Annotated in this window: 22 protein-coding genes; 13 read left to right on the forward strand and 9 right to left on the reverse strand. The window is 68.6% G+C overall.

Annotated features, from left to right (window positions below; genetic code table 11):
* Positions 1-58: 58 nt before the first annotated feature.
* Positions 59-1,351 (reverse strand): TIGR00341 family protein, encoded by a 1,293-nt coding sequence (locus MUN73_RS12380; protein WP_250140780.1) that lies wholly within the window; start codon positions 1,349-1,351, stop codon positions 59-61.
* Positions 1,352-1,488: 137 nt separating this feature from the next.
* On the opposite strand from MUN73_RS12380, the gene MUN73_RS12385 reads away from it, so the two are divergent.
* Together MUN73_RS12385 and engB are read left to right on the forward strand one after the other, a co-directional pair.
* Positions 1,489-1,959, forward strand: coding sequence for a DUF7994 family protein (locus MUN73_RS12385; RefSeq protein ID WP_250140781.1), 471 nt, complete (start codon positions 1,489-1,491; stop codon positions 1,957-1,959).
* A 102-nt stretch (positions 1,960-2,061) separates the two neighbouring features.
* The gene (engB, locus tag MUN73_RS12390; protein WP_250140782.1) at positions 2,062-2,679 is read left to right on the forward strand and encodes a GTP-binding protein EngB; all 618 of its coding nucleotides are present in this window, start codon (positions 2,062-2,064) and stop codon (positions 2,677-2,679) included.
* Positions 2,680-2,947: 268 nt separating this feature from the next.
* Here engB and ddh read toward each other — a convergent pair whose 3' ends face one another.
* Positions 2,948-3,877: a D-2-hydroxyacid dehydrogenase gene (gene ddh / locus MUN73_RS12395; RefSeq protein WP_250140783.1), complete on the reverse strand. Its 930-nt coding sequence runs from the start codon at positions 3,875-3,877 to the stop codon at positions 2,948-2,950.
* A gap of 132 nt (positions 3,878-4,009) precedes the next feature.
* On the reverse strand, positions 4,010-5,392 hold the full coding sequence (locus MUN73_RS12400) for an eIF2B alpha/beta/delta subunit family protein (RefSeq protein WP_250140784.1): 1,383 nt from the start codon (positions 5,390-5,392) through the stop codon (positions 4,010-4,012).
* Between the two features lie 61 nt (positions 5,393-5,453).
* Here MUN73_RS12400 and MUN73_RS12405 point away from each other — a divergent pair, with 61 nt between their 5' ends.
* The 3 genes from MUN73_RS12405 to MUN73_RS12415 all read left to right on the forward strand — a co-directional run bounded on the left by MUN73_RS12405 (position 5,454) and on the right by MUN73_RS12415 (position 9,794).
* Entirely contained in the window at positions 5,454-6,011 is a 558-nt protein-coding gene (locus MUN73_RS12405; protein ID WP_250140785.1) for a metallophosphoesterase family protein, read from the forward strand.
* A gap of 61 nt (positions 6,012-6,072) precedes the next feature.
* Positions 6,073-8,106, forward strand: coding sequence for a hydantoinase/oxoprolinase family protein (locus MUN73_RS12410; RefSeq protein WP_250140786.1), 2,034 nt, complete (start codon positions 6,073-6,075; stop codon positions 8,104-8,106).
* The gene (locus MUN73_RS12415; protein ID WP_250140787.1) at positions 8,103-9,794 is read left to right on the forward strand and encodes a hydantoinase B/oxoprolinase family protein; all 1,692 of its coding nucleotides are present in this window, start codon (positions 8,103-8,105) and stop codon (positions 9,792-9,794) included. The genes MUN73_RS12410 and MUN73_RS12415 overlap by 4 nt, the downstream gene beginning before the upstream one ends.
* Positions 9,795-9,901: 107 nt before the next feature.
* Here the strand turns inward: MUN73_RS12415 and MUN73_RS12420 are convergent, their stop codons facing one another.
* Both MUN73_RS12420 and MUN73_RS12425 read right to left on the reverse strand, forming a co-directional pair.
* Positions 9,902-10,234 (reverse strand): type II toxin-antitoxin system PemK/MazF family toxin, encoded by a 333-nt coding sequence (locus MUN73_RS12420; RefSeq protein ID WP_250140788.1) that lies wholly within the window; start codon positions 10,232-10,234, stop codon positions 9,902-9,904.
* Positions 10,231-10,602, reverse strand: a complete 372-nt coding sequence (locus tag MUN73_RS12425; protein ID WP_250140789.1) for a MarR family transcriptional regulator — start codon at positions 10,600-10,602, stop codon at positions 10,231-10,233. Before MUN73_RS12425 ends, MUN73_RS12420 begins: the two co-directional genes overlap by 4 nt.
* Positions 10,603-10,722: 120 nt before the next feature.
* On the opposite strand from MUN73_RS12425, the gene MUN73_RS12430 reads away from it, so the two are divergent.
* Together MUN73_RS12430 and MUN73_RS12435 are read left to right on the forward strand one after the other, a co-directional pair.
* The gene (locus MUN73_RS12430; protein ID WP_250140790.1) at positions 10,723-11,493 is read left to right on the forward strand and encodes a coenzyme F420-0:L-glutamate ligase; all 771 of its coding nucleotides are present in this window, start codon (positions 10,723-10,725) and stop codon (positions 11,491-11,493) included.
* Complete coding sequence (locus tag MUN73_RS12435) at positions 11,490-12,536, forward strand: 5,10-methylenetetrahydromethanopterin reductase (RefSeq protein WP_250140791.1); 1,047 nt, start codon at positions 11,490-11,492, stop codon at positions 12,534-12,536. The genes MUN73_RS12430 and MUN73_RS12435 overlap by 4 nt, the downstream gene beginning before the upstream one ends.
* A gap of 26 nt (positions 12,537-12,562) precedes the next feature.
* Here MUN73_RS12435 and MUN73_RS12440 read toward each other — a convergent pair whose 3' ends face one another.
* The gene (locus MUN73_RS12440; RefSeq protein WP_250140792.1) at positions 12,563-12,757 is read right to left on the reverse strand and encodes a DUF8024 family protein; all 195 of its coding nucleotides are present in this window, start codon (positions 12,755-12,757) and stop codon (positions 12,563-12,565) included.
* A gap of 194 nt (positions 12,758-12,951) precedes the next feature.
* On the opposite strand from MUN73_RS12440, the gene MUN73_RS12445 reads away from it, so the two are divergent.
* The 6 genes from MUN73_RS12445 to yciH all read left to right on the forward strand — a co-directional run bounded on the left by MUN73_RS12445 (position 12,952) and on the right by yciH (position 18,466).
* A complete protein-coding gene (locus tag MUN73_RS12445) occupies positions 12,952-13,239 on the forward strand; it encodes a DUF7573 domain-containing protein (protein ID WP_250140793.1) in 288 nt (95 codons plus the stop codon).
* Positions 13,240-13,364: 125 nt separating this feature from the next.
* Positions 13,365-13,559 carry a cold-shock protein gene (locus tag MUN73_RS12450; RefSeq protein ID WP_250140794.1) on the forward strand — a complete coding sequence of 65 codons (195 nt, stop codon included), beginning with the start codon at positions 13,365-13,367 and terminating at the stop codon, positions 13,557-13,559.
* Between the two features lie 221 nt (positions 13,560-13,780).
* Positions 13,781-14,761 (forward strand): AAA family ATPase, encoded by a 981-nt coding sequence (locus MUN73_RS12455; protein WP_250140795.1) that lies wholly within the window; start codon positions 13,781-13,783, stop codon positions 14,759-14,761.
* Positions 14,758-15,828, forward strand: a complete 1,071-nt coding sequence (locus MUN73_RS12460) for a DUF58 domain-containing protein (RefSeq protein WP_250140796.1) — start codon at positions 14,758-14,760, stop codon at positions 15,826-15,828. Before MUN73_RS12455 ends, MUN73_RS12460 begins: the two co-directional genes overlap by 4 nt.
* Positions 15,825-18,077 carry a transglutaminaseTgpA domain-containing protein gene (locus tag MUN73_RS12465; RefSeq protein ID WP_250140797.1) on the forward strand — a complete coding sequence of 751 codons (2,253 nt, stop codon included), beginning with the start codon at positions 15,825-15,827 and terminating at the stop codon, positions 18,075-18,077. The genes MUN73_RS12460 and MUN73_RS12465 overlap by 4 nt, the downstream gene beginning before the upstream one ends.
* A gap of 95 nt (positions 18,078-18,172) precedes the next feature.
* The gene (gene yciH / locus MUN73_RS12470) at positions 18,173-18,466 is read left to right on the forward strand and encodes a stress response translation initiation inhibitor YciH (RefSeq protein ID WP_098725285.1); all 294 of its coding nucleotides are present in this window, start codon (positions 18,173-18,175) and stop codon (positions 18,464-18,466) included.
* A gap of 129 nt (positions 18,467-18,595) precedes the next feature.
* On the opposite strand, the gene MUN73_RS12475 is transcribed toward yciH, so the two are convergent.
* From MUN73_RS12475 to MUN73_RS12485, 3 genes are all read right to left on the reverse strand, one after another.
* Positions 18,596-18,964, reverse strand: a complete 369-nt coding sequence (locus tag MUN73_RS12475) for a rhodanese-like domain-containing protein (RefSeq protein WP_250140798.1) — start codon at positions 18,962-18,964, stop codon at positions 18,596-18,598.
* Positions 18,965-19,051: 87 nt separating this feature from the next.
* Positions 19,052-19,672, reverse strand: coding sequence for an NUDIX hydrolase (locus MUN73_RS12480; protein WP_250140799.1), 621 nt, complete (start codon positions 19,670-19,672; stop codon positions 19,052-19,054).
* Positions 19,673-19,776: 104 nt separating this feature from the next.
* Complete coding sequence (locus tag MUN73_RS12485) at positions 19,777-21,033, reverse strand: cation:proton antiporter (RefSeq protein WP_250140800.1); 1,257 nt, start codon at positions 21,031-21,033, stop codon at positions 19,777-19,779.
* Positions 21,034-21,054 lie beyond the last annotated feature (21 nt).

A 21,054-nucleotide genomic window follows, 5' to 3' on the forward strand; every position in this document is an offset into this window, starting at 1 on the left:
ACGATCGGGACGCCACCGGGACCGATCGACCGGCGAGAAACGAGCGATCGCCGTCTGATCAGCGCTCGACGACCTGGACGTACCGGACCTGAACGTCGACCGGGTCGTCGGCGTGGCGGTTGACCCGCTCGTGGATCGTGTCGGCGAGGTCCGGTGCCGACGCACCCGGCGGGCCGCCGATGGTGACGACGACTCGCTCCGGTCCGCGGAACGGATAGTTGTCGTCCATGACGACCTCGAGGTCGAGCAACTGGAACTGGTCGTACTCCTCGTCTTCGAGGGTTAGTTCGACCTCCTCGCGGGCGTCCTGCTCGAAGTTCCCGGCCTCCCAGGAGGTGTAGGTGATCGCCCCGAGAAACACCGCGAAGACCAGCACGATCACTGCGAGTCCGATCACCCGTCTGCGAACGCGCGATTCGGTCTCGTCGAGCGCGAACAGGTTGTCCGGCCGGTAGCCGACGTACCACAGCGTCAGGAGGCCGGCGAGGTTCACGGAGAGAACGTTGACCAGCACGAGCACCGTCGACCCGATCGCGGCCGAGGGCTGGCCCCAGGCGATGGCGACCCCCGCCGCGGCGGCGGGCGGAATCAGCGCCGCCGCGATCATGACGCCGACGAGCGCGACGGAAATTCCCGTCGCGATGCTCACGATCCCCGCGACGCCGGCCCCGAGCGCGATCGCGAGCGACAGCAGGTCCGGCGCGAGCCGTTCGGAGATCTCGTCGACGGCGGTGATGTCGAGTCCGGGCGGGACGACGTTCGTCGTCTTGACGATCCACGCGAAGATCGCCGCCGCCGCGATCGCGAGCACGACCCCGACGATCTGGTAGGTGACGCTCTCGAAGAACAGTTCCTCGTCGTCGATCACCGAGCCGACGCTCGCACCCAGTGCCGGCCCGATCAGCGGCGCGATCACCATCGAGCCGACGACGACCGCGGGCGAGTCGAGGAGGAGGCCCGCCGTCGCCACGACCGCACTGATGATCGTCATCGTCGCGAAGATCTCGAACGTCGGCGTCAACGAGTCCGCCTCCGCCTGTAGTTCCTGTCTCGAGATCCGTTCGGACTCGACGTCGCCGTCCTCGTACTCCGCTTTCAGTTCCGCGAACCGGCGGGAGACAACCGTCTCCGCGTCGACGACGACCGTGTACGCGTCCTCGTCGATCCCGGCCTCGTGAATCTCGTCGAGAATGGGTTCGACGGCCGCCGACGGTAAGGGAAAGTAGGCCACTGCCGTGTAATCCCGGCTGCTCTCCTCGTCAGTGACGACGTAGTCGATCCCCCGATCGTCGAGCGTCTCGAGGATCGTCTGGCGCTTCCCCGTCGGAATCGTCAACTGTACGAGCCGCACGTGGGACACTGACGCATCCCGGGGCTTTAACTTGGGGTACTTTCCCACGCAACGAGCCGATTCGAGGAGCCGTCCGTGATCACGTCCGGCGAATCGACGGTAGCTTCTTTGATCAAGTCGTGATACCACGTGCCACGATGAACCGTACCGGCCCGTGGTTCGGTGCGTTCCTGCTCGCCCTCGTCACCGCGTTCCTCGCCGCCTTCGGGCTCACCGCCCTCGCCGATCCGATCGTCCTCGTCCTCTGTTCGGGACTGTTCGTCGGCGCCGTCCTGTCGATCGCCAGCGGCCTCGCGAGCGAGGTGCCGATCGGGCCCGTGGCCGTCCCCTGGCACGTCCTGCTCGGGGCCGCCCACGTGACGGTCGCGAGCGCCGTCGCCGTGCTCGGGCTCTGGACCGCCGCCACCGCCGGCGCGACGAGTTCTCAGTTCCTCGCCGTCGCCATGACCGTCGGCGGCGCGTCGCTGGCCTGGCTCGGTCTCCAGACCGCCCGCGACGATCGGCACCTGGAACCGGATCGGACCCCCTCGCTGCAACGCCTCGTCGGCGTCGTCCTGCTCACTGTCGCGTCGATCGGGATCGGCGTCGTCGTCGCCGCCCTCGTCTGACCCTCTCGGCACCGATCGATCGCGATCGCAACCAGGGCCGACGACCGGCCCTGCCTCGTCGCGTCACGGAGCTTATAACCCGCCTCGAACCTATCCAGACGTATGTTCGACACCCGCCCCGATCGCGACGCCGAGGTGGTCCTCGTCGGCCGCTCGAACGTCGGCAAGTCCACGCTCATGCGCGAACTCACGGGCCACAGCTTCGACACCGGCGGGAAGCCGGGCGTCACCCGCCAGCCGAACCACTACGACTGGGCCCCCGAGGACTTCGTCATCACCGATCTCCCCGGCTTCGGGTTCATGAGCGGCGTCGACGAGGACCACCGCGAGGAGATCAAGACGAACATCGTCCGCTACCTCGAGGAGTACGCCGACGACGTTCTCGTCGGAATCCTCGTCGTCGACGGCAAGAGCGTGATCGACATCATCGATCGCCACTCCGGCCCCGACTCCATCCCCTACGACGTCGAGATGTTTCACTTCCTGCGGGAGCTCGAGATCCCGGTCGTCGTCGCGGTCAACAAGATGGACAAGGTCGACGACAGGGACGAGCGGCTGAACGAACTTTGCGATCGGCTCGGCCTCTACCCGCCGTGGAAACAGTGGCAGGAGACGATCGCGCCGATCACCGCCAAGAACGGCCGGATCGAACCGCTGAACGAGGCCGTCCGGAGCCACCTCCACGAGGAGAACCGGGACGACCTGTTCAAATTCTTCTGAACCAACCTTTTGCTCTGCGCTCTGAGGCGACTGCGCCGGCTAGCCGGCGCAGTCGCCTCGACGCTCGGCAAAAGGTTGATCAAAAGCGCTCCTCCCTCCGTTCCGGGCCGCAACGCGGCCCTTCACGTCGGTCGTCGGCCCGCTCGCGCCGCGGGACGGCGCTCACGGGAGGATCTCCCGTGTTCGGCCTGCCCTTCCCCGAATCGAGCGCCCCTCACGATCGTTCGGGCCGCGCTCCCGGCCGATCGATCGCGGGCTGCAAACGTCCTCACACGACCCGATTCCGGAGTTCGTCGCCGCTGTCGAATCGATCGACGTTCTCGCGCACGATATCGCCGACGTCGCGGAAGTAATCCCGCGTGTAGGCCGCACAGTGGGGCGTGACGATCACCTCGTCCATCCCCCACAGCGGGGAGTCCTCGGGGAGCGGTTCGGTCTCGAAAACGTCCAGTGCGGCCCCAGCGAGGGCGTCGTCTTCGAGCGCGTCGATCAGCGCCGGTTCGTCGACGACCGATCCGCGGGCGACGTTCACAAAGTAGGCGTCCTCGCGCATCGTCGCGAACTCCTCGGCCCCGAAGAGGTGGTAGGTATCCTCGGTCAGCGGGACGGTGACGATCACGAAGTCGGCGTCGGCGATCGCCTCGTGCAGGTCGTCGGTCGCGTAGATCTCCTCGAATCCCGGCACTGGTTCGGCCGAGCGGCGAACCCCCGTGATCCGGACGCCGAGCGCGCCGAGCACGTCCGCGACGCCCCCGCCGAGAGTGCCCGTCCCGACGACGCAGGCGGTCGTTCCGGGAAGGGTGAACGCTTCGTTCCACGCAGGTCGCTCCCAGCGGCGGTCCCCCTGGTCGGCGACGTGATCGTGGAGTCGGCGGGCGAACGCCAGCAGGTAGCCCGCGACCGTCTCGCCGATCGTCCGATCGTGGATCCCGGTGCTGTTGGTGAGCACCACGCCGCGCTCGTCGAACTCGTCGAACGGGAACCGGTCGACGCCCGCCTGGATCGAGTGAACCCAGTCCAGGTCGAGGAACGCGTCCCGGTGTTCGAGCGTGACGATCGCGTCGCAGGATTCGATGTCGTCGTCGCCGACGACGCCGACGTCGAACGGGAGATCGGCGAGGAAGTCGGCCAGTTCGGCGGGTGGGAACACTGCGTCGACGGAGTCGTGGATGCCCAGTCGATCGAGGTCGATCTGCATACCGGCCGGTACGGACGAGGTCAGGTTCAAAGTTTGCACGAACGGGCGCCAAGCGAAGGTGGCGGCTCGGGAAAAACCCTCGTCACACGGGGCTCGGTGGGGGTAACTCCTCGTCACTGCCGCCGCCAGACGTTAGCGCGTGGAGGGGTTTGCGTCTGTCGCTTCACCGTCCGATTGCCACGTCTCGAGTTCGCGCAACTCCTCGGCGATCGTCCCGATCTCGCCGGGATCGAGGATCCCGCGTTCGGTCACGAACTCGGTCACGCAGTCGGCCGGCGTCACGTCGAACGTCGGGTTCAGGACGTCGATCGCGGCTGGGCCGTCGTACACCGCCTGTCGATCGCCGGACTCCAGGTTCACCTCCTCGCGGGTCGAGACCTTGTCCGTGGCGGCGACGACGGAGACCGGGATTCCCGCCCGATCGGCCGCGATCGCGAGCGTCCGGGTCCCGGTCTTGTTCACCACGGAGCCGTCGGGGAGGATCGTGTCCGCACCGACGACGACCCGATCGGGCTCCTCGCGGTCGATGACGTGAGCGACGGCCGCGTCAGTGTGAAGAGTAACGGGACAGTCGTCGGCGAGCGCCTCGGCAACGTCGACGCCCTCCCCCGCGGGACGGGATTCGGCGACGAACACCCGTGACGGGGCGCCGTTCCGGAGCGCGTCGAGGACCGTCCCGGATCGCGAGAGGGTCGCGACGGATCCCTCGATGCGATCGGCCGCCGTCGCCGCGGCGTCGTCGTCGGCCGCGAGGGCGCGATCGATCCCCGCGAGCGTCGCGTCGAGCACGGCGGGCGCGCCTGCCGACTCTGCATCGTCCCCCGCCTCGGCCATCGCCCGGTTCACCCGGTTCCTGAGGACGGCCATCGACGGCCGGGCTTCGAGCAGTCGCCGGGCGAGTTCGGCGAGTTCGGCCCACTCGCCCTCGGGGTCCGCCCCGAACTCGGATCGCTCGCCGACGAGCAGTCCTGCCCGATCGCGAAGCACCTCGAGCGCCCGGATCGAGAGGAACGCGGCGCCGTGTTCGTCGTCGGCGGCGATCGACCGGACCGTCGGTGCCACCCGCTCGTAGGCCGTCCACAGTTTCGGTACCGTCTCCTGGTCGGCGTCGGGATCGACCATCGCGGTCGGCGAGACCCACTCGTACGCATCGTGTTCCTCGCTCAACTCGATCTCTCGTCGCTCGGAATCGAACAGGTACGGGTGGACGACCCAGGTTCGCCCGAGGTCCGAATCCTCGAACTCGACGGGCCGGCCCGATCGGACGATCGAGACCGCATCCGGGCCGAGACCCGTCTCTTCGCGGATCTCGAAGCGAACCTGTTCGTCGGGGTCGCCCTCCGCGAAGCCGGAGACGCCGCCCCACTGGCCCCGGTAGGTGCCGACGGCGTCGCTGCGGCGCAGGAGGAGCATCGCTCCGCGGTGCCGGAGGAACGCGGTGACGACGTGGGCCGCGTCGTCGGTCCCGTTCACGTCCGCTCCGTCGCCGGCGTCCGTTCCCGCTGGATCGCTCATACGCGTGGCCACGGGTGCGGGGAGGGAATCGCTTTCGGGACTGGGCGTCAAACGCCCGCATATGACTCGCATCGCTATCGTCGCCGACACCCACGTGCCGACGCGGGAACCGGCGATCCCGGACTGGGTCGCCGACGAGATTCGCCGCGCCGATCACACGATCCACGCGGGGGATTTCGACTCGACGGAGAGCTACGATCGAGTCGTCGACCTCGCGGACGGCAACCTGACGGCCGTCCGCGGGAACGTGGACCCCACGACCCTCGACCTCCCGAACACGGTGACGGTCGACGGCGTGACGTTCGTCGTCACCCACGGCACTGGCTCGCCGGCCGGGTGGCACGATCGGGTGGTCGACACGGCCCGCGCGGAGACGGGGCCGTCTACCGCGCCGGTCGCCGTCGCCGGACACACTCACGAGGTAGTCGACACGACGGTCGACGGCGACGAGCAGCGCTCGTCGGACAGCCGGACTGCGTCCGGCGACGCCGTTCGCGTGCTCAGCCCGGGCAGTGCGACCGGTGCGAGCCCGGCCGATCGGGCGACGATGCTCGTCGTGACCGTCGACGGGGGACGGCTCGACGTCGACCGGCGGACCGAGCGAGACGGGGCGACGTGAATGCCGACGAAGAGACGACACGAGTCCGCGACGAAGATCCGAAACGAACGGGAGGACATCGATGACCAGTGACCAACGCGACGCGGCCGGCGATCCGGTCCGGATCGGCGTCGACGTCGGGGGGACGTTCACCGACGTGGCCCTCTCGGTCGACGATCGGCTTCACACCGCGAAGGTGCCGACCACCGGCGACCAGCACGTCGGGGTGCTCGACGGGATCGAGAAGGCCTGTGACCGCGCCGGCATCGACCCGGCCGCGATCGACGACTTCGCCCACGCGATGACCGTCTCGGTCAACGCCCTGCTCGAGCGCGACGGCGCGCGAACGGCGCTCGTCACCACCGCAGGGTTCCGGGACGTCCTCGCGATCGGCCGCCAGGACCGGCCGTCCCTCTACGACCTGGACGTCGAAAAGCCCGACCCGCTGGTCCCTCGCGAACGGCGGTTCGAGATCGACGAACGGACGACGACCGACGGCGTCGAGCGACCGGTCGACCCGGAGGCGGTACGGGACCTCGCGGCGACCCTGCGCGAGCACGACGTCGAGGCCGTCGCCGTCTGCCTGCTCCACGCCTACGCCGACCCCGAGAACGAGGCGATCGTCGCCGAGACGCTCCGCGACGAACTCGACGGTCCCGTCTCGGTCTCGCACGAGGTGCTCGCGGAGTTTCGCGAGTTCGAGCGCACGTCGACGACGGCCGTCGACGCCTACGTCCGACCGACGATCGATCGCTACGTCGGGCGACTGGTCGACGAGGCCGCGGACGCGGGGATTCCGGCACCACGGATCATGCAGGCGAACGGCGGCATCGCCGACGCCGAGACGGTCCGCGAGCACGCCGTCACGACGGTGCTGTCCGGTCCCGCGGCGGGCGTCGTCGGCGCCGCGGCGACCGTCGACGTCGGCGTCGTCGACGGGCTGGTCACCTTCGACATGGGCGGCACCTCGAGCGACGTGAGCCTCGTCCGGGACGGGCGGGCCGAACGGACGACCGACGCCGAGATCGACGGCCTGCCGATCCGGACGCCGATGGTCGACGTCAACACCGTCGGCGCGGGCGGCGGCTCGATCGCGTGGGTCGACGCCGGCGGCGCACTCCGGGTCGGTCCACGATCGGCGGGTGCCGACCCCGGGCCGGCCTGTTACGGCCGCGGCGGGACCGAGCCCACCGTCACGGACGCCACCGTCGTGCTGGGATTCATCGGCCCCGAGACCGCGCTGGGCGGCGAACTGACCCTCGACGTCTCGGCGGCCCGCGACGCGCTCGATCGACTGGCCGACGAGGCCGGCCTCGGCGGCGCGCTCGAGGCGGCCCGCGGCGTCTACCGGGTGGCCAACGCGACGATGACCCGGACGATCCGATCGGTCACCGTCGAACGGGGCCACGACCCGCGGGAGTTCACGCTCGTGGCCTTCGGCGGCGCGGGACCGATGCACGCCGCCGCGCTCGCGGACGCACTCGAGGTCGATCGGGTCGTCGTCCCGCGGCCCGGCGGCGTCCTCTCCGCGTTCGGGTTGCTCGCGGCCGACGAGAGCCACGACGCCGCCCGAACCGTCGGCGAGGACCTCGAAACCGCGGACGTGGACTGGCTTGAGTCGGTCTCCGACGACCTCGTCGCCGACGTGCTCGCGGACGCCTCCGATCCCGATCGGGCGCGGGTCGAGCGCGCGGCCGACTGCCGGTACGCCGGACAGAGCTTCGAACTCACCGTTTCGGTCGCGGACGGGATCGATCGGGCGGCGATCGCGGATCGGTTCCACGACGCCCACGAGCGGGTCTACGGCTACGCGATGGACGAGGCGATCGAAGTCGTCACCCTGCGCGCGACGGCGACCGTCCCCGGTACCGAGCCGATCGTCCGCCACGACGGCGCGGGCGACGCGCGCCTCGGGAGCCGCGACGCGCACTTTTCCGGCACCGGACCGCAGGAGACGGCGGTCTACGATCGCGATCGGCTCGAAGCGGGCACGATGCTGTCCGGGCCGGCGATTCTCGAACAGGCGGAGAGCACGACCGTCGTCCCGCCGACCTGGGACGGCGAGATTCTCGCGGACGGAACGCTCGCGATGTCGCGAACGGAGGGCCGGCAATGAGCGGGCCGTCGACCGACGGGTCCGATTCCCGCATCGATCCGGTGACGCTGGAAGTGCTCCGCAACCAGCTAGAGAGCGTCGCCGAGGAGATGGGCCAGACCCTGATCCGCGGCGCGTACTCGCCGAACATCAAGGAGCGCCGGGACTGCTCGACGGCGCTATTCGATTCGACGGGACGGCTGATCGCCCAGGCCGAACACATCCCGGTCCACCTCGGCGCGATGCCCGCGGCCGTCGACGCCGTGCGGGAGTGCGATCCGAAACCGGGGGACGTCTTCGTGCTCAACGACCCCTTCACGGGCGGGACCCACCTGCCGGACGTGACGATGGTCTCGCCGATCGCGCCCGGACGCGACCACGGCGGCGGAACCGACGACCGGAACCGTGGCAACGGGAGCGGCGACGTCGCCGACCGTGAGATCGTCGGCTACGCCGTCTCCCGCGCCCACCACGCCGACGTCGGGGGAATGGCCCCCGGGAGCATGCCGGCCGGCGCACGGGAGATCTACCAGGAGGGACTGCGACTGCCGCCGATCCGACTCGTCGAGGACGGTGCGGTCCGGGACGACGTCCGATCGCTCGTGCTGGCGAACGTCCGGAACCCGCACGAGCGGCGAGCCGACCTCCGAGCACAGCAGGCGGCGAACGAGCGCGCCGAGGCCCGACTCGCCGCGCTGTTCGACGAACACGGCCGCGGGACCGTGCTCGCGGGCTTCGACGCCGTGATCGACTACTCCCGCGAGCGGATCGAGGACGAGATCGGTGCGCTCCCGGACGGCACCTACGAGGCGATCGACGTCCTCGAGGGCGACGGCGTCACGGACGAGGACGTCGAGGTTTCGGTCGCGGTGACGATCGACGGCGAGCGGATCGCGGTCGACTTTTCCGGGACCGACGACCAGCTTGCGGGCAACCTCAACGCCCCGCTCGCCGTAGCGAAGAGCGCGGTCTACTTCGTCGTGCGCTGTCTCACGGACCCCGAGATCCCGCCGAACCAGGGCTGTTACGACCCCGTGAGCGTCTACGCGCCCGCGGGATCGCTCCTGAATCCCGACCCGCCCGCGGCCGTCGTCGGCGGCAACGTCGAGACCAGCCAGCGCGTCACGGACGTGGTCTTCACCGCCCTCGCCGGGGCCGCGCCGGATCGCGTCCCCGCACAGGGCCAGGGGACGATGAACAACCTGACCATCGGCGCGCGGGACGGGTCGTTCACCTACTACGAGACGATCGGCGGCGGATTCGGCGCCCGGGCCGATCGGGACGGGATGGACGGCGTCCAGGTCGGCATGACGAACACGCTCAACACCCCCGTCGAGTCGATCGAGACCGAGTACCCGCTTCGCGTCGAGCGCTACGCGCTCCGGTCGGGCAGCGGCGGAGCGGGCGAGTACCGGGGCGGCCTGGGGCTGGAGCGATCGGTCACCGTCGAGACCGACGCGACCGTCTCGCTGCTCACGGAGCGCCGTCGCCACGCCCCGAAGGGCGTCGCCGGCGGCGAGGACGGCGCGACCGGCGAGAACCTGCTCGACGGCGAGCGGGTCCCCGCGAAGACGACCGTCGACGTCGCGGCGGGGACGACGGTGACGATCCGGACGCCCGGCGGCGGCGGACACGGTGATCCCGACGATCGCGATCCGGCGGCGATCGAGGCCGATCGGGTGGCGGGGAAAACCACGCAGACCGAGTGATACGGTTTACTGTACGTCATTTCCGGCGCAACCGCGATCCGGGCGGCGGTTGCGCCAGTACATCGTTACAGCAATCCGTATGAGAGAATTGATCGTCGGCGTCCGGACTAGTCGAGCAAATACGCGGTGAGTTGTTCGACCGTCTCGTCGAGCGGAGGGTGCTGTATTCGACCGGACCAGTCGAGAATATCGTCGTGAGCCAGGGAAACGACTCCCCAGGGAACGAGAAAACTCCGTTTCGGCAATCCGCCGTCGAGGAAATCGTCGTCCGTGAGGGGAATCGTTTCGTCGTACCACGTGCGCGTCGTGACCGTCACTGCGACGTACTGGTCCCCGTCGAACGGGTGTGCTTCGGTGTTGACGATGGCGAACGGACGACTCGACGTCTCCTCGTTAAACGGGTCACCGGCTTCGACAACGTCGCCCCGCTCGTATTTCATTGTGCTTCCCCGTCACGCTCGTTCGGGTGTGGCGTTTCGGCACTTGCGTCACGCCAGGCGTCCATATCTTCCACTCCGAGTTGGTCGTTCAGCGCCTCGAGACTCCGACCGAGATCGACTGCCGATCGGATTCGGTCTCGATCACCGACCGCCCAGTAGGGCGGCTTGTGGCGGACGAGGCCTCGCTCCTTCAATCGACTCAGTACCGCACTCACGGCGTTCGGTTCGATGTCCGTCGCATCGGCGATTTCCTGGCGTCTGAATGCTTTGTCGTCGTTCGACAGGAGAAACGAGAGGATCCGCTCTGCGTGGGTTCGTCCGGTATCGAACTCCGATTCCCGTTCGAACGTCTCGATATCGATCGGCATAGATCAAGCTACGTGTTTGGAGAGTATGGGTGTTTTCTTCTTTGTTGTTTGGCTGTTTTCAACCGGGGTGCCAGTCTCCGGTGACGGTGCGTTTTTCACGCCGCTTTCCCTCCCTCCGGTATGGAACTGGAGCCAGTGACGGACCTGCCCGAGATCCGTCCCGGCGACGACATCGCCGACCTCGTCGCCGATCGGGTCACCCTCGAGTCCGGCGACGTGCTCACCGTCGCGAGCACGATCGTCTCGAAGGCCGAGGGGCGGACGGCGGACCTGGAGGACTACCCCGTCAGCGGCCGCGCGAAGGAGATCGCTCGCCGGATCGAGGACGTGGCCGGCGAGGAGAAGGACCCGCGGTTCGCCCAGGCGGTCTTGGAAGAGAGCACCGAGGTGCTGATCGACTGTCCCTTCCTGCTCACCGAGACCCGGTTCGGTCACATCTGCGTCAACGCGGGGATCGATCGCTCGAACGTGCCCGACCACGACGTCCTCCTCCTGCCGAAGAAGCCGGCCGAGAGCGCCGAGCGCATTCGGGCCGGACTCGAAGCGCGCGGCCACGAGGACGTCGCGGTGATCGTCACGGACACCTGCGGGCGACCGTTCCGCCACGGTCAGCGCGGCGTCGCGCTCGGCTGGGCGGGGATGCCCGCGAGCCGCGACTGGCGCGGCGAACTCGATCGCGACGGCCACGAACTCGGCGTCACCGTCCAGTCCGTCGTCGACGAACTCGCGGCGGCGGCGAACCTCGTCACCGGCGAGGCCGCGGGCGGAACGCCCGCCGTCGCCGTCCGGGGCTGGGACTTCGGCGACCTCGACGGGAGCGACGAACTCTTCCGGGACGTCGAAGACGACCTCGTGCGACAGGCGCTTCGCGAGTGGAGGTTCGAGCCATGACGGGGACGCATCCGGGCGACGAGGGTCCGATCTGGGGCGTCGAACTCACTCCCGAACACCCGCCCGATCGGATCGCCTCGCTCGCGGCGCTGGCCGAGGACGAGGGGTTCGACGTCGCCTTTACGAGCAGTCACTACTTCAACCGCGATCCGTTCGTCACCCTCTCGCGGATGGCCGACGCGACGGCGGACATCCGGCTGGGACCGGGCGTCGTCAACCCCTACGAGACCCACCCGGTCAAACTCGCCGCGCAGACGGCGACGATCGACGAGGTGAGCGACGGCCGCGCGGTGTTCGGCGTCGGCGCGGGCGATCGGTCCTCGCTCGCGACCCTCGGGGTCGAGCGCGACAGTCCGCTCCGGCGGGTCCTCGAGACGTTCGACCTCGCGCGCGACCTCTGGGCGGGCGAGACCGTCACCCACGAGGGGACGTTCACGGCGCGGGACGCCTCGCTCAACCTCGACCCAACCGAGATCCCGGTCTACGTCGGGGCACAGGGACCGCACATGCTCCGCATGAGCGCGAAACACGCCGACGGCGTGCTGGTCAACGCCGCCCACCCGCGGGACCTGGAGTGGGCCGCGGGGCAGATCGAGCAGGGGCTGGCGGAGCGACCCGCCTCGGAACGGTCGAGCGGAGACCGAAGCGACCCGCGAGACGACGCTTTCGAGTCGCTCGCCTTCGCGAGCACGAGCGTCGCCGGCGACGAGGCCGCCGCCCGCGAAGCCGCCCGTCCGCCGGTCGCGTTCATCGTCGGCGGCGCGGCCGAGCCGGTGCTCGATCGCCACGACGTCGATCGCGAGGCCGCGAGCGCGGTCAGCGAGGCGCTCGAGGCGGGCGAACTGAACGAGGCGTTCGACCGGGTGACGCCGTCGATGATCGACGCCTTCTGCATCGCGGGGACGACCGACCAGGTCGCCGATCGGTTCGCGGCCGCGCTCGAATACGTCGACGGCATCGTCGTCGGCTCGCCGCTCGGACCGGATCTCGAGGACGCGATCGAACGGGCGAGCGAAGCGCTGGCGAGCGCAACGCAGGAGTGACAATCGGCGCGTTCGATCGGCCCGGACTAGCTCGAGGTGAAGAGACTGCCGACGGCCCCCAGCGTGAGCGCACCGAAGACGGCGACCGAGAAGACGATCAGCAGCGTTCCCATCAGGACGAGAAGCGGTGCGAGGCCGTCGCCCATCGCGACGTCGCTGAAGAGTTCGACCATCTCGCCGATGTTGTCCACGATGACGTTCAGCGGTGTGACGGTGTCCATGTCCGGGGGTTGTCACCGATGCTACTTGGCCGTGCCGGTCCGTGCCAGCCCCCGACTGCGGCGGTGGGCGATCGCCGATCGGGGCGATCGGTGGGGCCGTTACCGCGGCGATCGAGACCCGATCGTGGCGGCTGACGTACCGGACCGTGACGGTGGTCGGTGCCTCTAAGCCGCCGCCCTCCGTACCGGAGGGTATGACCGACGACGCGACGCTCTCGGAGTTTGCTCCGTCGAGGGCCAAAGAGGAGACCGACGATCCGGAATCCGACGTCGACGAGACGGATTCGGCGTCGAACGGCGACGAAACCGGCGATCGGGTCCGCGACACGGACGCGAGCGGCGACGCGACTGCCGATCGCGCCGGTACGCCGCTGTCGACCTACGCCTGGGGCGAGTACACCTGCGCGCGCTGTGACCGCGCAGCCGATCGGGTCTGGCGCGAAGACGGGGCGTTCGTCTGCCCCGAGTGCAAGGACTGGTGACCGGCTCGCGTTCCCGCTCGGTTCCGGTAACCGCCGGCTGCTGGCGGTAACAGCGTGCTTCTCGGGGCCGATCGCCGGTATTCTCCCGAACATTTATATCTTCGAGGTGGTTCTATAGGCCTGCAATGGCGAAAGGTACGGTCGCATTCTTCAACGACACTGGCGGTTACGGATTCATCGAGACCGAGGACGCGGACGAGGACGTGTTCTTCCACATGGAAGACGTCGGCGGCCCTGACCTGGAAGAAGGTCAGGAACTGGAGTTCGACATCGTCGAGGCCGAGAAGGGGCCGCGCGCTGAGAACGTCGAACGGCTCTAGGCCGATCCGGAGGAGGTATCGTTTTCCGAGCGTCGATCCGGCCAGCGACGGCACCGGCGTGCACGGCATCCGTCACTGTCACGCGAGCACACGCTGGCCGTCGACGCGCACGTACAGGTTGGATGTGCGAACAGTCGCGTAAAACGACACAAAGCATATGGGTCGGCGTCGCCCACTCCGTACCAACAGCGGCGCCGCCGACGTTCCCGCCCGACTCATCTATGACCGATTCCACGCCACCTCCGAACACGAGCGGTATGGCAACTCCCGAACACGACGCCCTCCCGGTATCGACCGTCGCCGATCTCTGTACAGAAATCGAGGCCAACGTCTCCCGCGTGATCGTCGGCCACGACGAGGCGATCGAACACGTCGTCACCGCCATCCTCGGCCGCGGCCACGTCCTGCTCGACGACGTCCCCGGCGTCGGGAAGACGATGCTCGCCAGATCGATCGCGACGTCGATCGACTGTACGTTCCAGCGGGTCCAGTTTACCCCCGACCTGCTCCCGACTGACGTCACCGGCGTCAACGTATTCAACCAGAAGACCCGCGAGTTCGAGTTCAACGAGGGGCCGGTCTTCGCCAACATCGTCCTCGGCGACGAAATCAACCGGGCCCCGCCCAAGACCCAGGCCGCCCTGCTGGAAGCGATGGAGGAGATGCAGGTGACGGTCGACGGCGACACCCGACCGCTACCCAACCCCTTCGTCGTCATCGCGACCCAGAACGCCGTCGAACCGAACCGGACCTACGACCTGCCGTTCGCCGAACTCGATCGGTTCATGAAGAAACTCACGCTCGGCTACCCGGACCCCGACGAGGAGGCCGAGATGCTCGATCGGACGGTCGGTCACCACCCGATCGAGTCGCTCGAACCGGTCGCCGACCTCGAGACGATCGTCCGCGCACGCGAGACGGTCGCGGGGATCCGGGTGAACGATCCGGTCCGGGAGTACGCGACGGACCTGGTCGGGTACACCCGCGAGAACGCCCACATCGGCGTCAGTCCCCGCGGGACGATCTCGCTGTTGCGCGCCGCCCAGGCCCGCGCCGTCACCGACGGGCGAGACTACGTCATCCCGGACGACGTCGCGACCGAGGCACCGCTCGTGCTCGCCCACCGGATCAAGACGAACAGTCGCGACCGGGACGGACCAAACGTCGTCGCGGACGCGCTCGAGCACGTCCCCGTCCCATGAGGCTCACGCACCGTGGCTGGGCGGCCGTCCTCGTCGTCACGGGGTCGATCGCCATGGGGTGGCAGTACGGGCCGCGTGCGCTGAACGCCGTCGTCACGCCGCTGGTCGTGGTGCTGGCCGCAGGGGTGCTCACCATCGCCCTGGCGGATCGGCCACGCGTCAGGCGAAGCGGCGTCGCCGAGGGGTTCGTCGGCGAAACCAGGACGGTCGAGACGACGATCGAGACGGAGCGAGCCGTCTCGGCGACCGTCCGCGACGCCGTCGGCGACGGACTGACGGCGACCGATCCGGTCGCAGTGACGACCCTCGATGGAGAGAGCGAGTTCAGCTACGAGATCCGACTCGAGGAACGCGGCGATCACCCGGTCGGCCCCCTGACGATCGGTATCGTGGATCTCTTCGGTCTCGTCGAACGCCGGTTCGAGTACGAGGGGACGGCGTCGGTCCTGGTCTATCCGCCCATCCACGACCTCCGGGGCGGGGCCGGTCGGGACCTGCACCTGCTCGCCGACGTGGCGACGCGGCCCGATCGCGAGGAGTTCGACCACCTGCGGGAGTACGAGCGCGGCGACTCCCTGCGGGACGTCCACTGGAAGTCGGCCGCCAAGCGCCCCGACGAGGAACTGGTCGTGACGGAGTACGTCGAGAACGACGCCGCCGGGTCGGCGATCGTCGCGGCCGAGTGTACTCCGACGCGGATCGACGACCTGGCGACCGCGGTCGCGAGCGTGGCGACCTATCTGCTCCAGACGGGGGTCGACGTCGGCGTCACCCTCCCGACGGGAGCGCGCCCGCCGGGATCGGGCCAGCAGCACCACTACGACCTCCTCGGCCTGCTCGCCGTCGTCGAGGCGGGCGAACTCGACGAGGGGACGCGTGCGACCGCCGACGTGCTCGTCCAGGCCGACGCGAACGGGACGCGGGTCATCCTCGACGACCACACGATCCCGTTCGATCGGCTCCGCGGTCGTGACGGCGGGGACGAGAGCCGCGAGGAACGGGTGCGATCCGAACCGGCGGACCGGAGCGGTGCGGAGGAGGGTCCCTCGTCGGGGGTGACCGCATGAGTACCGACGCCCGCGATCGGACGATCGGACTGGACGCCGAGGGGACGATCGACGCCGGGACGTTCCGGGTGCTTGCGCTCGGCTGTATCCTGGTGCTGACGGCGTCGTACGTGAGCGTGTTGCGCGACGTGACCCGCGTCGTGGGCGGCACCGGGACGCTCCTCCTGCTCGTCGTGGCAATGCTGGTCGCCGCGACGGTCCTCGCCGAAACGATCCGGCCCCGGACCGCGATCGGGGCCACGGCGATCGTCGTCCTCTTTGGCTTCTGGTACTACTTCTCGACGGCCGGGGTCGAGATCGGCATCGTACTGGCGGAACTGGACGAACTGCTCACAGACGTCGCCGCGCTGGCGACCGGTCTCCCCCTGCTCCGGATGGTCGCGGCCGACGTCTGGGCGCTCGGGTTCGCGCCCGGTCCCGTCTTCCTCTCGTGGTATCTCGCGCTCCGGGGCCGATACGACCTGAGCGTCGTCCCCGGCGGCCTCGCCCTGCTCTTTCTGGTGCTGACCGGGGACGCCGAGACGCCCGTCGTCCTGCTCGGTACCCTCGGCGCCGTCGGCGCGATCGGCTTCGGCGAACTCGAACGCCGGGGTGGCTCGATCGCCCAGGCGGACCTGTTCGCGGTGCTGGTCGCGGTGATCGTAGTCCTCTCGCTGTCGGTCACGTTCGTGCCGGGAGAGTCTAGTGGTCCGGCGTTTAGCGGCCAGGCGGACGCCGGCACGCTCGAGGGAACGATCGACTTCGCCAGCCAGCAGTCCGCGATCGGCGGCGACGTGGAACTCTCGCCGGAGGTCCGCTTTACGGTCGAGTCCGAACGGCCGTCCTACTGGCGAACGGGGGTCTACGACCGGTTCACCGGCGAGGAGTGGGTCCGGTCCGGCCACGACAGGGGGTACAACGGGAACCTTGGGACGCCGCCCGGCGAGTACGAGGCCGTCACGCAACGCGTCACCGCCGAAACGGCGCTGGGCGTCATGCCCACCGCCCCGAAACCGGTCGCGATCGAGGGCGAAATCGCCCAGTCGACGACGGTCTCCGTCCACGGCCAGCCCCGCCCCGAAGAACAGTTGCGCGAGGGCGACAGCTACGTCGTCCAGAGCGCCGTGGTCGAGCGCGACCCGGCGACGCTACGAACCGCCGGGACGGACTACCCGGACCACGCGTCCGACTACCTGCAACTCCCGGAGAGCACGTCGAGCCAGTTCGAACAGCAGGCCGCCGAGGTGACCGGCGACGCGGAGACCCCCTACGACAAGGCCGTCGCGATCGAGTCACACCTGCGATCCTCGAAGGACTACTCGCTCGAGGTCGATCGGCCCGAGGGCAACGTCGCCGACGAGTTCCTGTTCGAGATGGAGGAGGGCTACTGCGTCTACTTCGCGACCACGATGGTCCAGATGCTCCGGACCGAGGGCATTCCGGCCCGGTACGTCACCGGGTACACGACCGGCCAGCAGGTCGACGACGACACCTACGTCGTTCGCGGACTGGACGCTCACGCGTGGGTCGAGGTCTACTTCCCCGACCACGGCTGGGTCGCGTTCGATCCGACCCCGGGCGACGCACGGGAGGAGGTCCACACCGATCGCCTCCAGCAGGCCCGCGAGGACGGCCAGGAGAACGTCGACACCGACGCCAGCGAGGACGTCCCGATCGACGACGGCGAGGACGACCCGGAAACCAGCGACCCGTCGGACGAGAACCGCAACGGGACGGACCCCGAGATGTCCGATCCCGACACCACCAACGGGACGACCCCCAACGACACCAACGGAACCGATCCACCGGACGGCCCCAGCACCAATGGAACCGACGGAACAGGTGACGACGACCCGACCGTTTCGGTCCCGATCACGCGCGAGACGGCCGCGCTCGGGATGATCGTGCTCATCGGAGTGGCAGCCGGCGCTCACCGGACCAGCGCGACGGCCCGGGCACGGCGAGGGCTCCAGTTCATCTGGCAGCGGCGACGGGACGACCCGAACGAGGACGCCCGGATCGCGTACCGCCGACTCGACCGCCTCCTCGCACACCGGTACCGGCCGCGTCGCCGATCGGAGTCGCGCCGGCAGTACCTGACGGCGCTCCGGGACGAGTACGACGACCTCGACCCCCGCACGGAACGGGTCGTCCGGGCCTACGAGCGGGCGACCTACGGCGAGGGCGTCGACCGCGAGACGGCGGACGCGGCGATCGCGATCGTCGACGACCTCGTTCGCGATCGACTCCCGGTGCTTGGCGATCGGTGAGGTCCGGTTCATTCACCGCACACTGAAAAAGAACCGCGCGACGGCGCCTGGGTCCCGATAGTGTTTAATATGCTCATTTCGTACGGGCGAACGTAATGTCGGAAGTCTGCTCGACGTGCGGGCTGCCCGAGGAACTCTGCGTCTGCGAGGACGTGGCCAAGGGCCAACAACAGCTCAACATCCGCATTGACGAGCGCAGATACGGGAAAGAGGTAACGATCGTCGAAGGATTCGATCCGAAGGACGTCGATCTCGACAGTCTCTCGTCGGATCTCAAGTCCAAGTTCGCCTGTGGTGGCACCGTCGAGGACGACCACATCGAACTGCAGGGCAACCACACGGGCCGCATCGAAGAGTTCCTTCGGGACCGCGGCTTCAACGTCGCCTGATGCCCGCGATGATCTGAGACGACTTCCGAACCACGGCCGCTCACGCATCACGACGCGACCGACACCCGTTTTTCCGCCGATCGACGCCCTCGAAGCCGGTCGCTCGCCGATCGGTGAGCCCAGATCCGTCTAAAACGGCGATTCCGCGTCCGCGGTCGACTCGGCATCGGCGGCCTCGTCGCCGACGAGGCCGAACTGCATGCCGTACTTTTCGAGGCCGCCCTCCATGCTCTCGACGCGAGCGTCGGCGGTGCCCTCGTAGGACCCGATCAGCCTGGCCGCCTGGACGCTCGCCTTGCCGTGGGGACAGACGGTGACGATGTGGTCGGCGCCCTCGAGGTCCTCGATCCGCCGCGAGAGTTCGTCGAACGGGACGTTCTCGCTGTCGGGAATGCGGCTGTATCGGAAGCTCCGTTCGTCGCGGATGTCGACGATCCGTACGTCCGCGTCGTCCTCGAGGAGTTGCTTGACCTCCGACGGGGAGATTTCGCCATCCATCAGGTCTCCGTTCGAACCCCGACAGAATAAGCCCACGGGTGGATTTCGGCAGTCGATCGCCGCCGACCCGATCGAACCCGGCGCGATCTAGAGCAGGCCCTCCTCTCTGGCCAGCAACAGCGCCGTCAGCGTCGAGTCGTTGGCCGGTTGCTCGCGGGCCCGATCGAGCGCGTCGGCGACCGGCACCGTCGTCACCGAGAGGAACTCGTTGGTGTCGAGTTCGCGCGCGCCGGGTTCGAGTCCCTCCGCGTAGACGACGCCGCGATCGTGCCGGAGGACGCCGGTCGCGACGGCGAACTCCTGGAGGAGGGCGGTACTGGAGGGGCGAAAGCCGGTCTCCTCCTCGAGTTCGCGCGCGGCCGCCGTCGTGTAGGACTCGCCGTCCTCGACGATTCCGGCGGGCAGTTCGAGGTGGGTCTCGCGGATCGTCGGTCGGAACTGTTCGACGAAGAGGAGGCGATCGCCGTCCGCGCCGTCGACGGTCCCAGCCTCGTCGCCGGCGGCGTCTCCCGCTTCGTCGTCGATCGTCCCGGCGAGGACGCCGGCGTCGATCCGGGCAACCACGACCACCGCGGGTGGGAGGTCGGCCCAGTAGTAGCGTTTCTCGGTGCCGTCCGGCTGTTCGAGCAGGTCGTACCCCCCGTCGTACCAGGGCGTCTCGTACTCGAGAACTTCCTCGCGGAGGTCCCAGTCGTCGGGTACGGTCATCGGATGAAGTCTCGCGGCCGCGCCTGTAATAGGTGCCGTTTCGAGCGATCCCGGGGGCCGAAGGCGTCGGGCGTCGAGCGATCGTGGGGGCGGCCGATCGACGATCAGGAGTTGCCGGGATCCGAGTCGGCATCGAGGAGGACCCCGTCCGTCGAGATCAGTTCGTCCGTCCGCCGGAGCCAGTCGACGCCCCACTTGACGGACGGCGGGACGAGCGTCGTCGTGAAGATGGCCATGAAGACGAGCACCGAGAACAGTTCCTGGCCGATGACGCCGGCCGACAGCGCGACCGTGACGATGACGATCTCGACGGTCCCGCGGCCGTTCATCCCGAAGCCGATCACGAGTCCCTCCCTCGAGGAGAGTTTCGTCGGGAGGGCGAACAGCCAGCTACCGACGATCTTGCCGGCGAAGGCGGCCACGAGGACGAGGACGAGCAAGTCCAGCCGCTGCGTGAACACGTCGAGCGTCAGTTCGAAGGCGACGGAGACGAAGAAGATCGGGGCGAAAAAGCCCATCGCCAGGTCGTAGATGACGTTGTACATGTGCTCGTAGATGTCCCGCTCGAGTTCCGCCTGTCGCAGGAACAGTCCGGCGACGAACCCGCCGATGATCATGTGCAGGTCCGCGAGCGCCGCGAAGAAGGCGAAGACGAGCGCGACGACGAGCGCGATCGTGAACGCCGAGGTCTTGTCGACGAACTCGTGGTGCGCCATCCACACCTGGAGTCGTCCCCAGAGGTACGGCAGGAAGCGATCGCCGATCACCAGCGCGACCGCGAAGAACAGCAACGCTTTCCCCGCCACCAGTCCGAGGCCCACGATCGTCACGTCACCCGTTTCGATGAAGCCCATGATGCCGGCGAACACGACCATCACGCCCACGTCCGACAGGAGTGCGCCACCGAGGAGGACGCCCGCGATTCGGGTATCGAGGATGTCCAGGTCGACCAGGATCCGCGATTTCGTCGCCAGCGACGTGGCCGCCATCGCGATGCCGACGAACAGCGACTGCTCGATCGTCGCGCCGATGACGCCACCGATCAGGTAGCCGAGTCCGAAGGGAACGACGAAGCCGCCGACCGCGATCATCAGCGACTGCGGACCGAGTTCGAACAGGTCGTGGAGGTCGACCTCCATGCCGACGTAGAGCATCAGCAAGAAGACCCCCAGTTCCGCGAGGACGTCGATCGCCTCGCCCCCGTGTAACACTCCCAGCACCGCCGGTCCGAAGACGACCCCCGCGAGGAGTTCCCCCATCAGCGCCGGATAGCCGACCCGCTCGACCGCGAGCCCGAAGATCCACGCCAGCGTCAGCACGAGGAGGAGGTTGAGGAGATCGATGCCGGTGGCTTCGACCATGGCCGGCCCTACAGGAGCCAG

Source organism: Halosolutus amylolyticus (assembly GCF_023566055.1).
In the GTDB taxonomy this organism is placed as follows: domain Archaea; phylum Halobacteriota; class Halobacteria; order Halobacteriales; family Natrialbaceae; genus Halosolutus; species Halosolutus amylolyticus.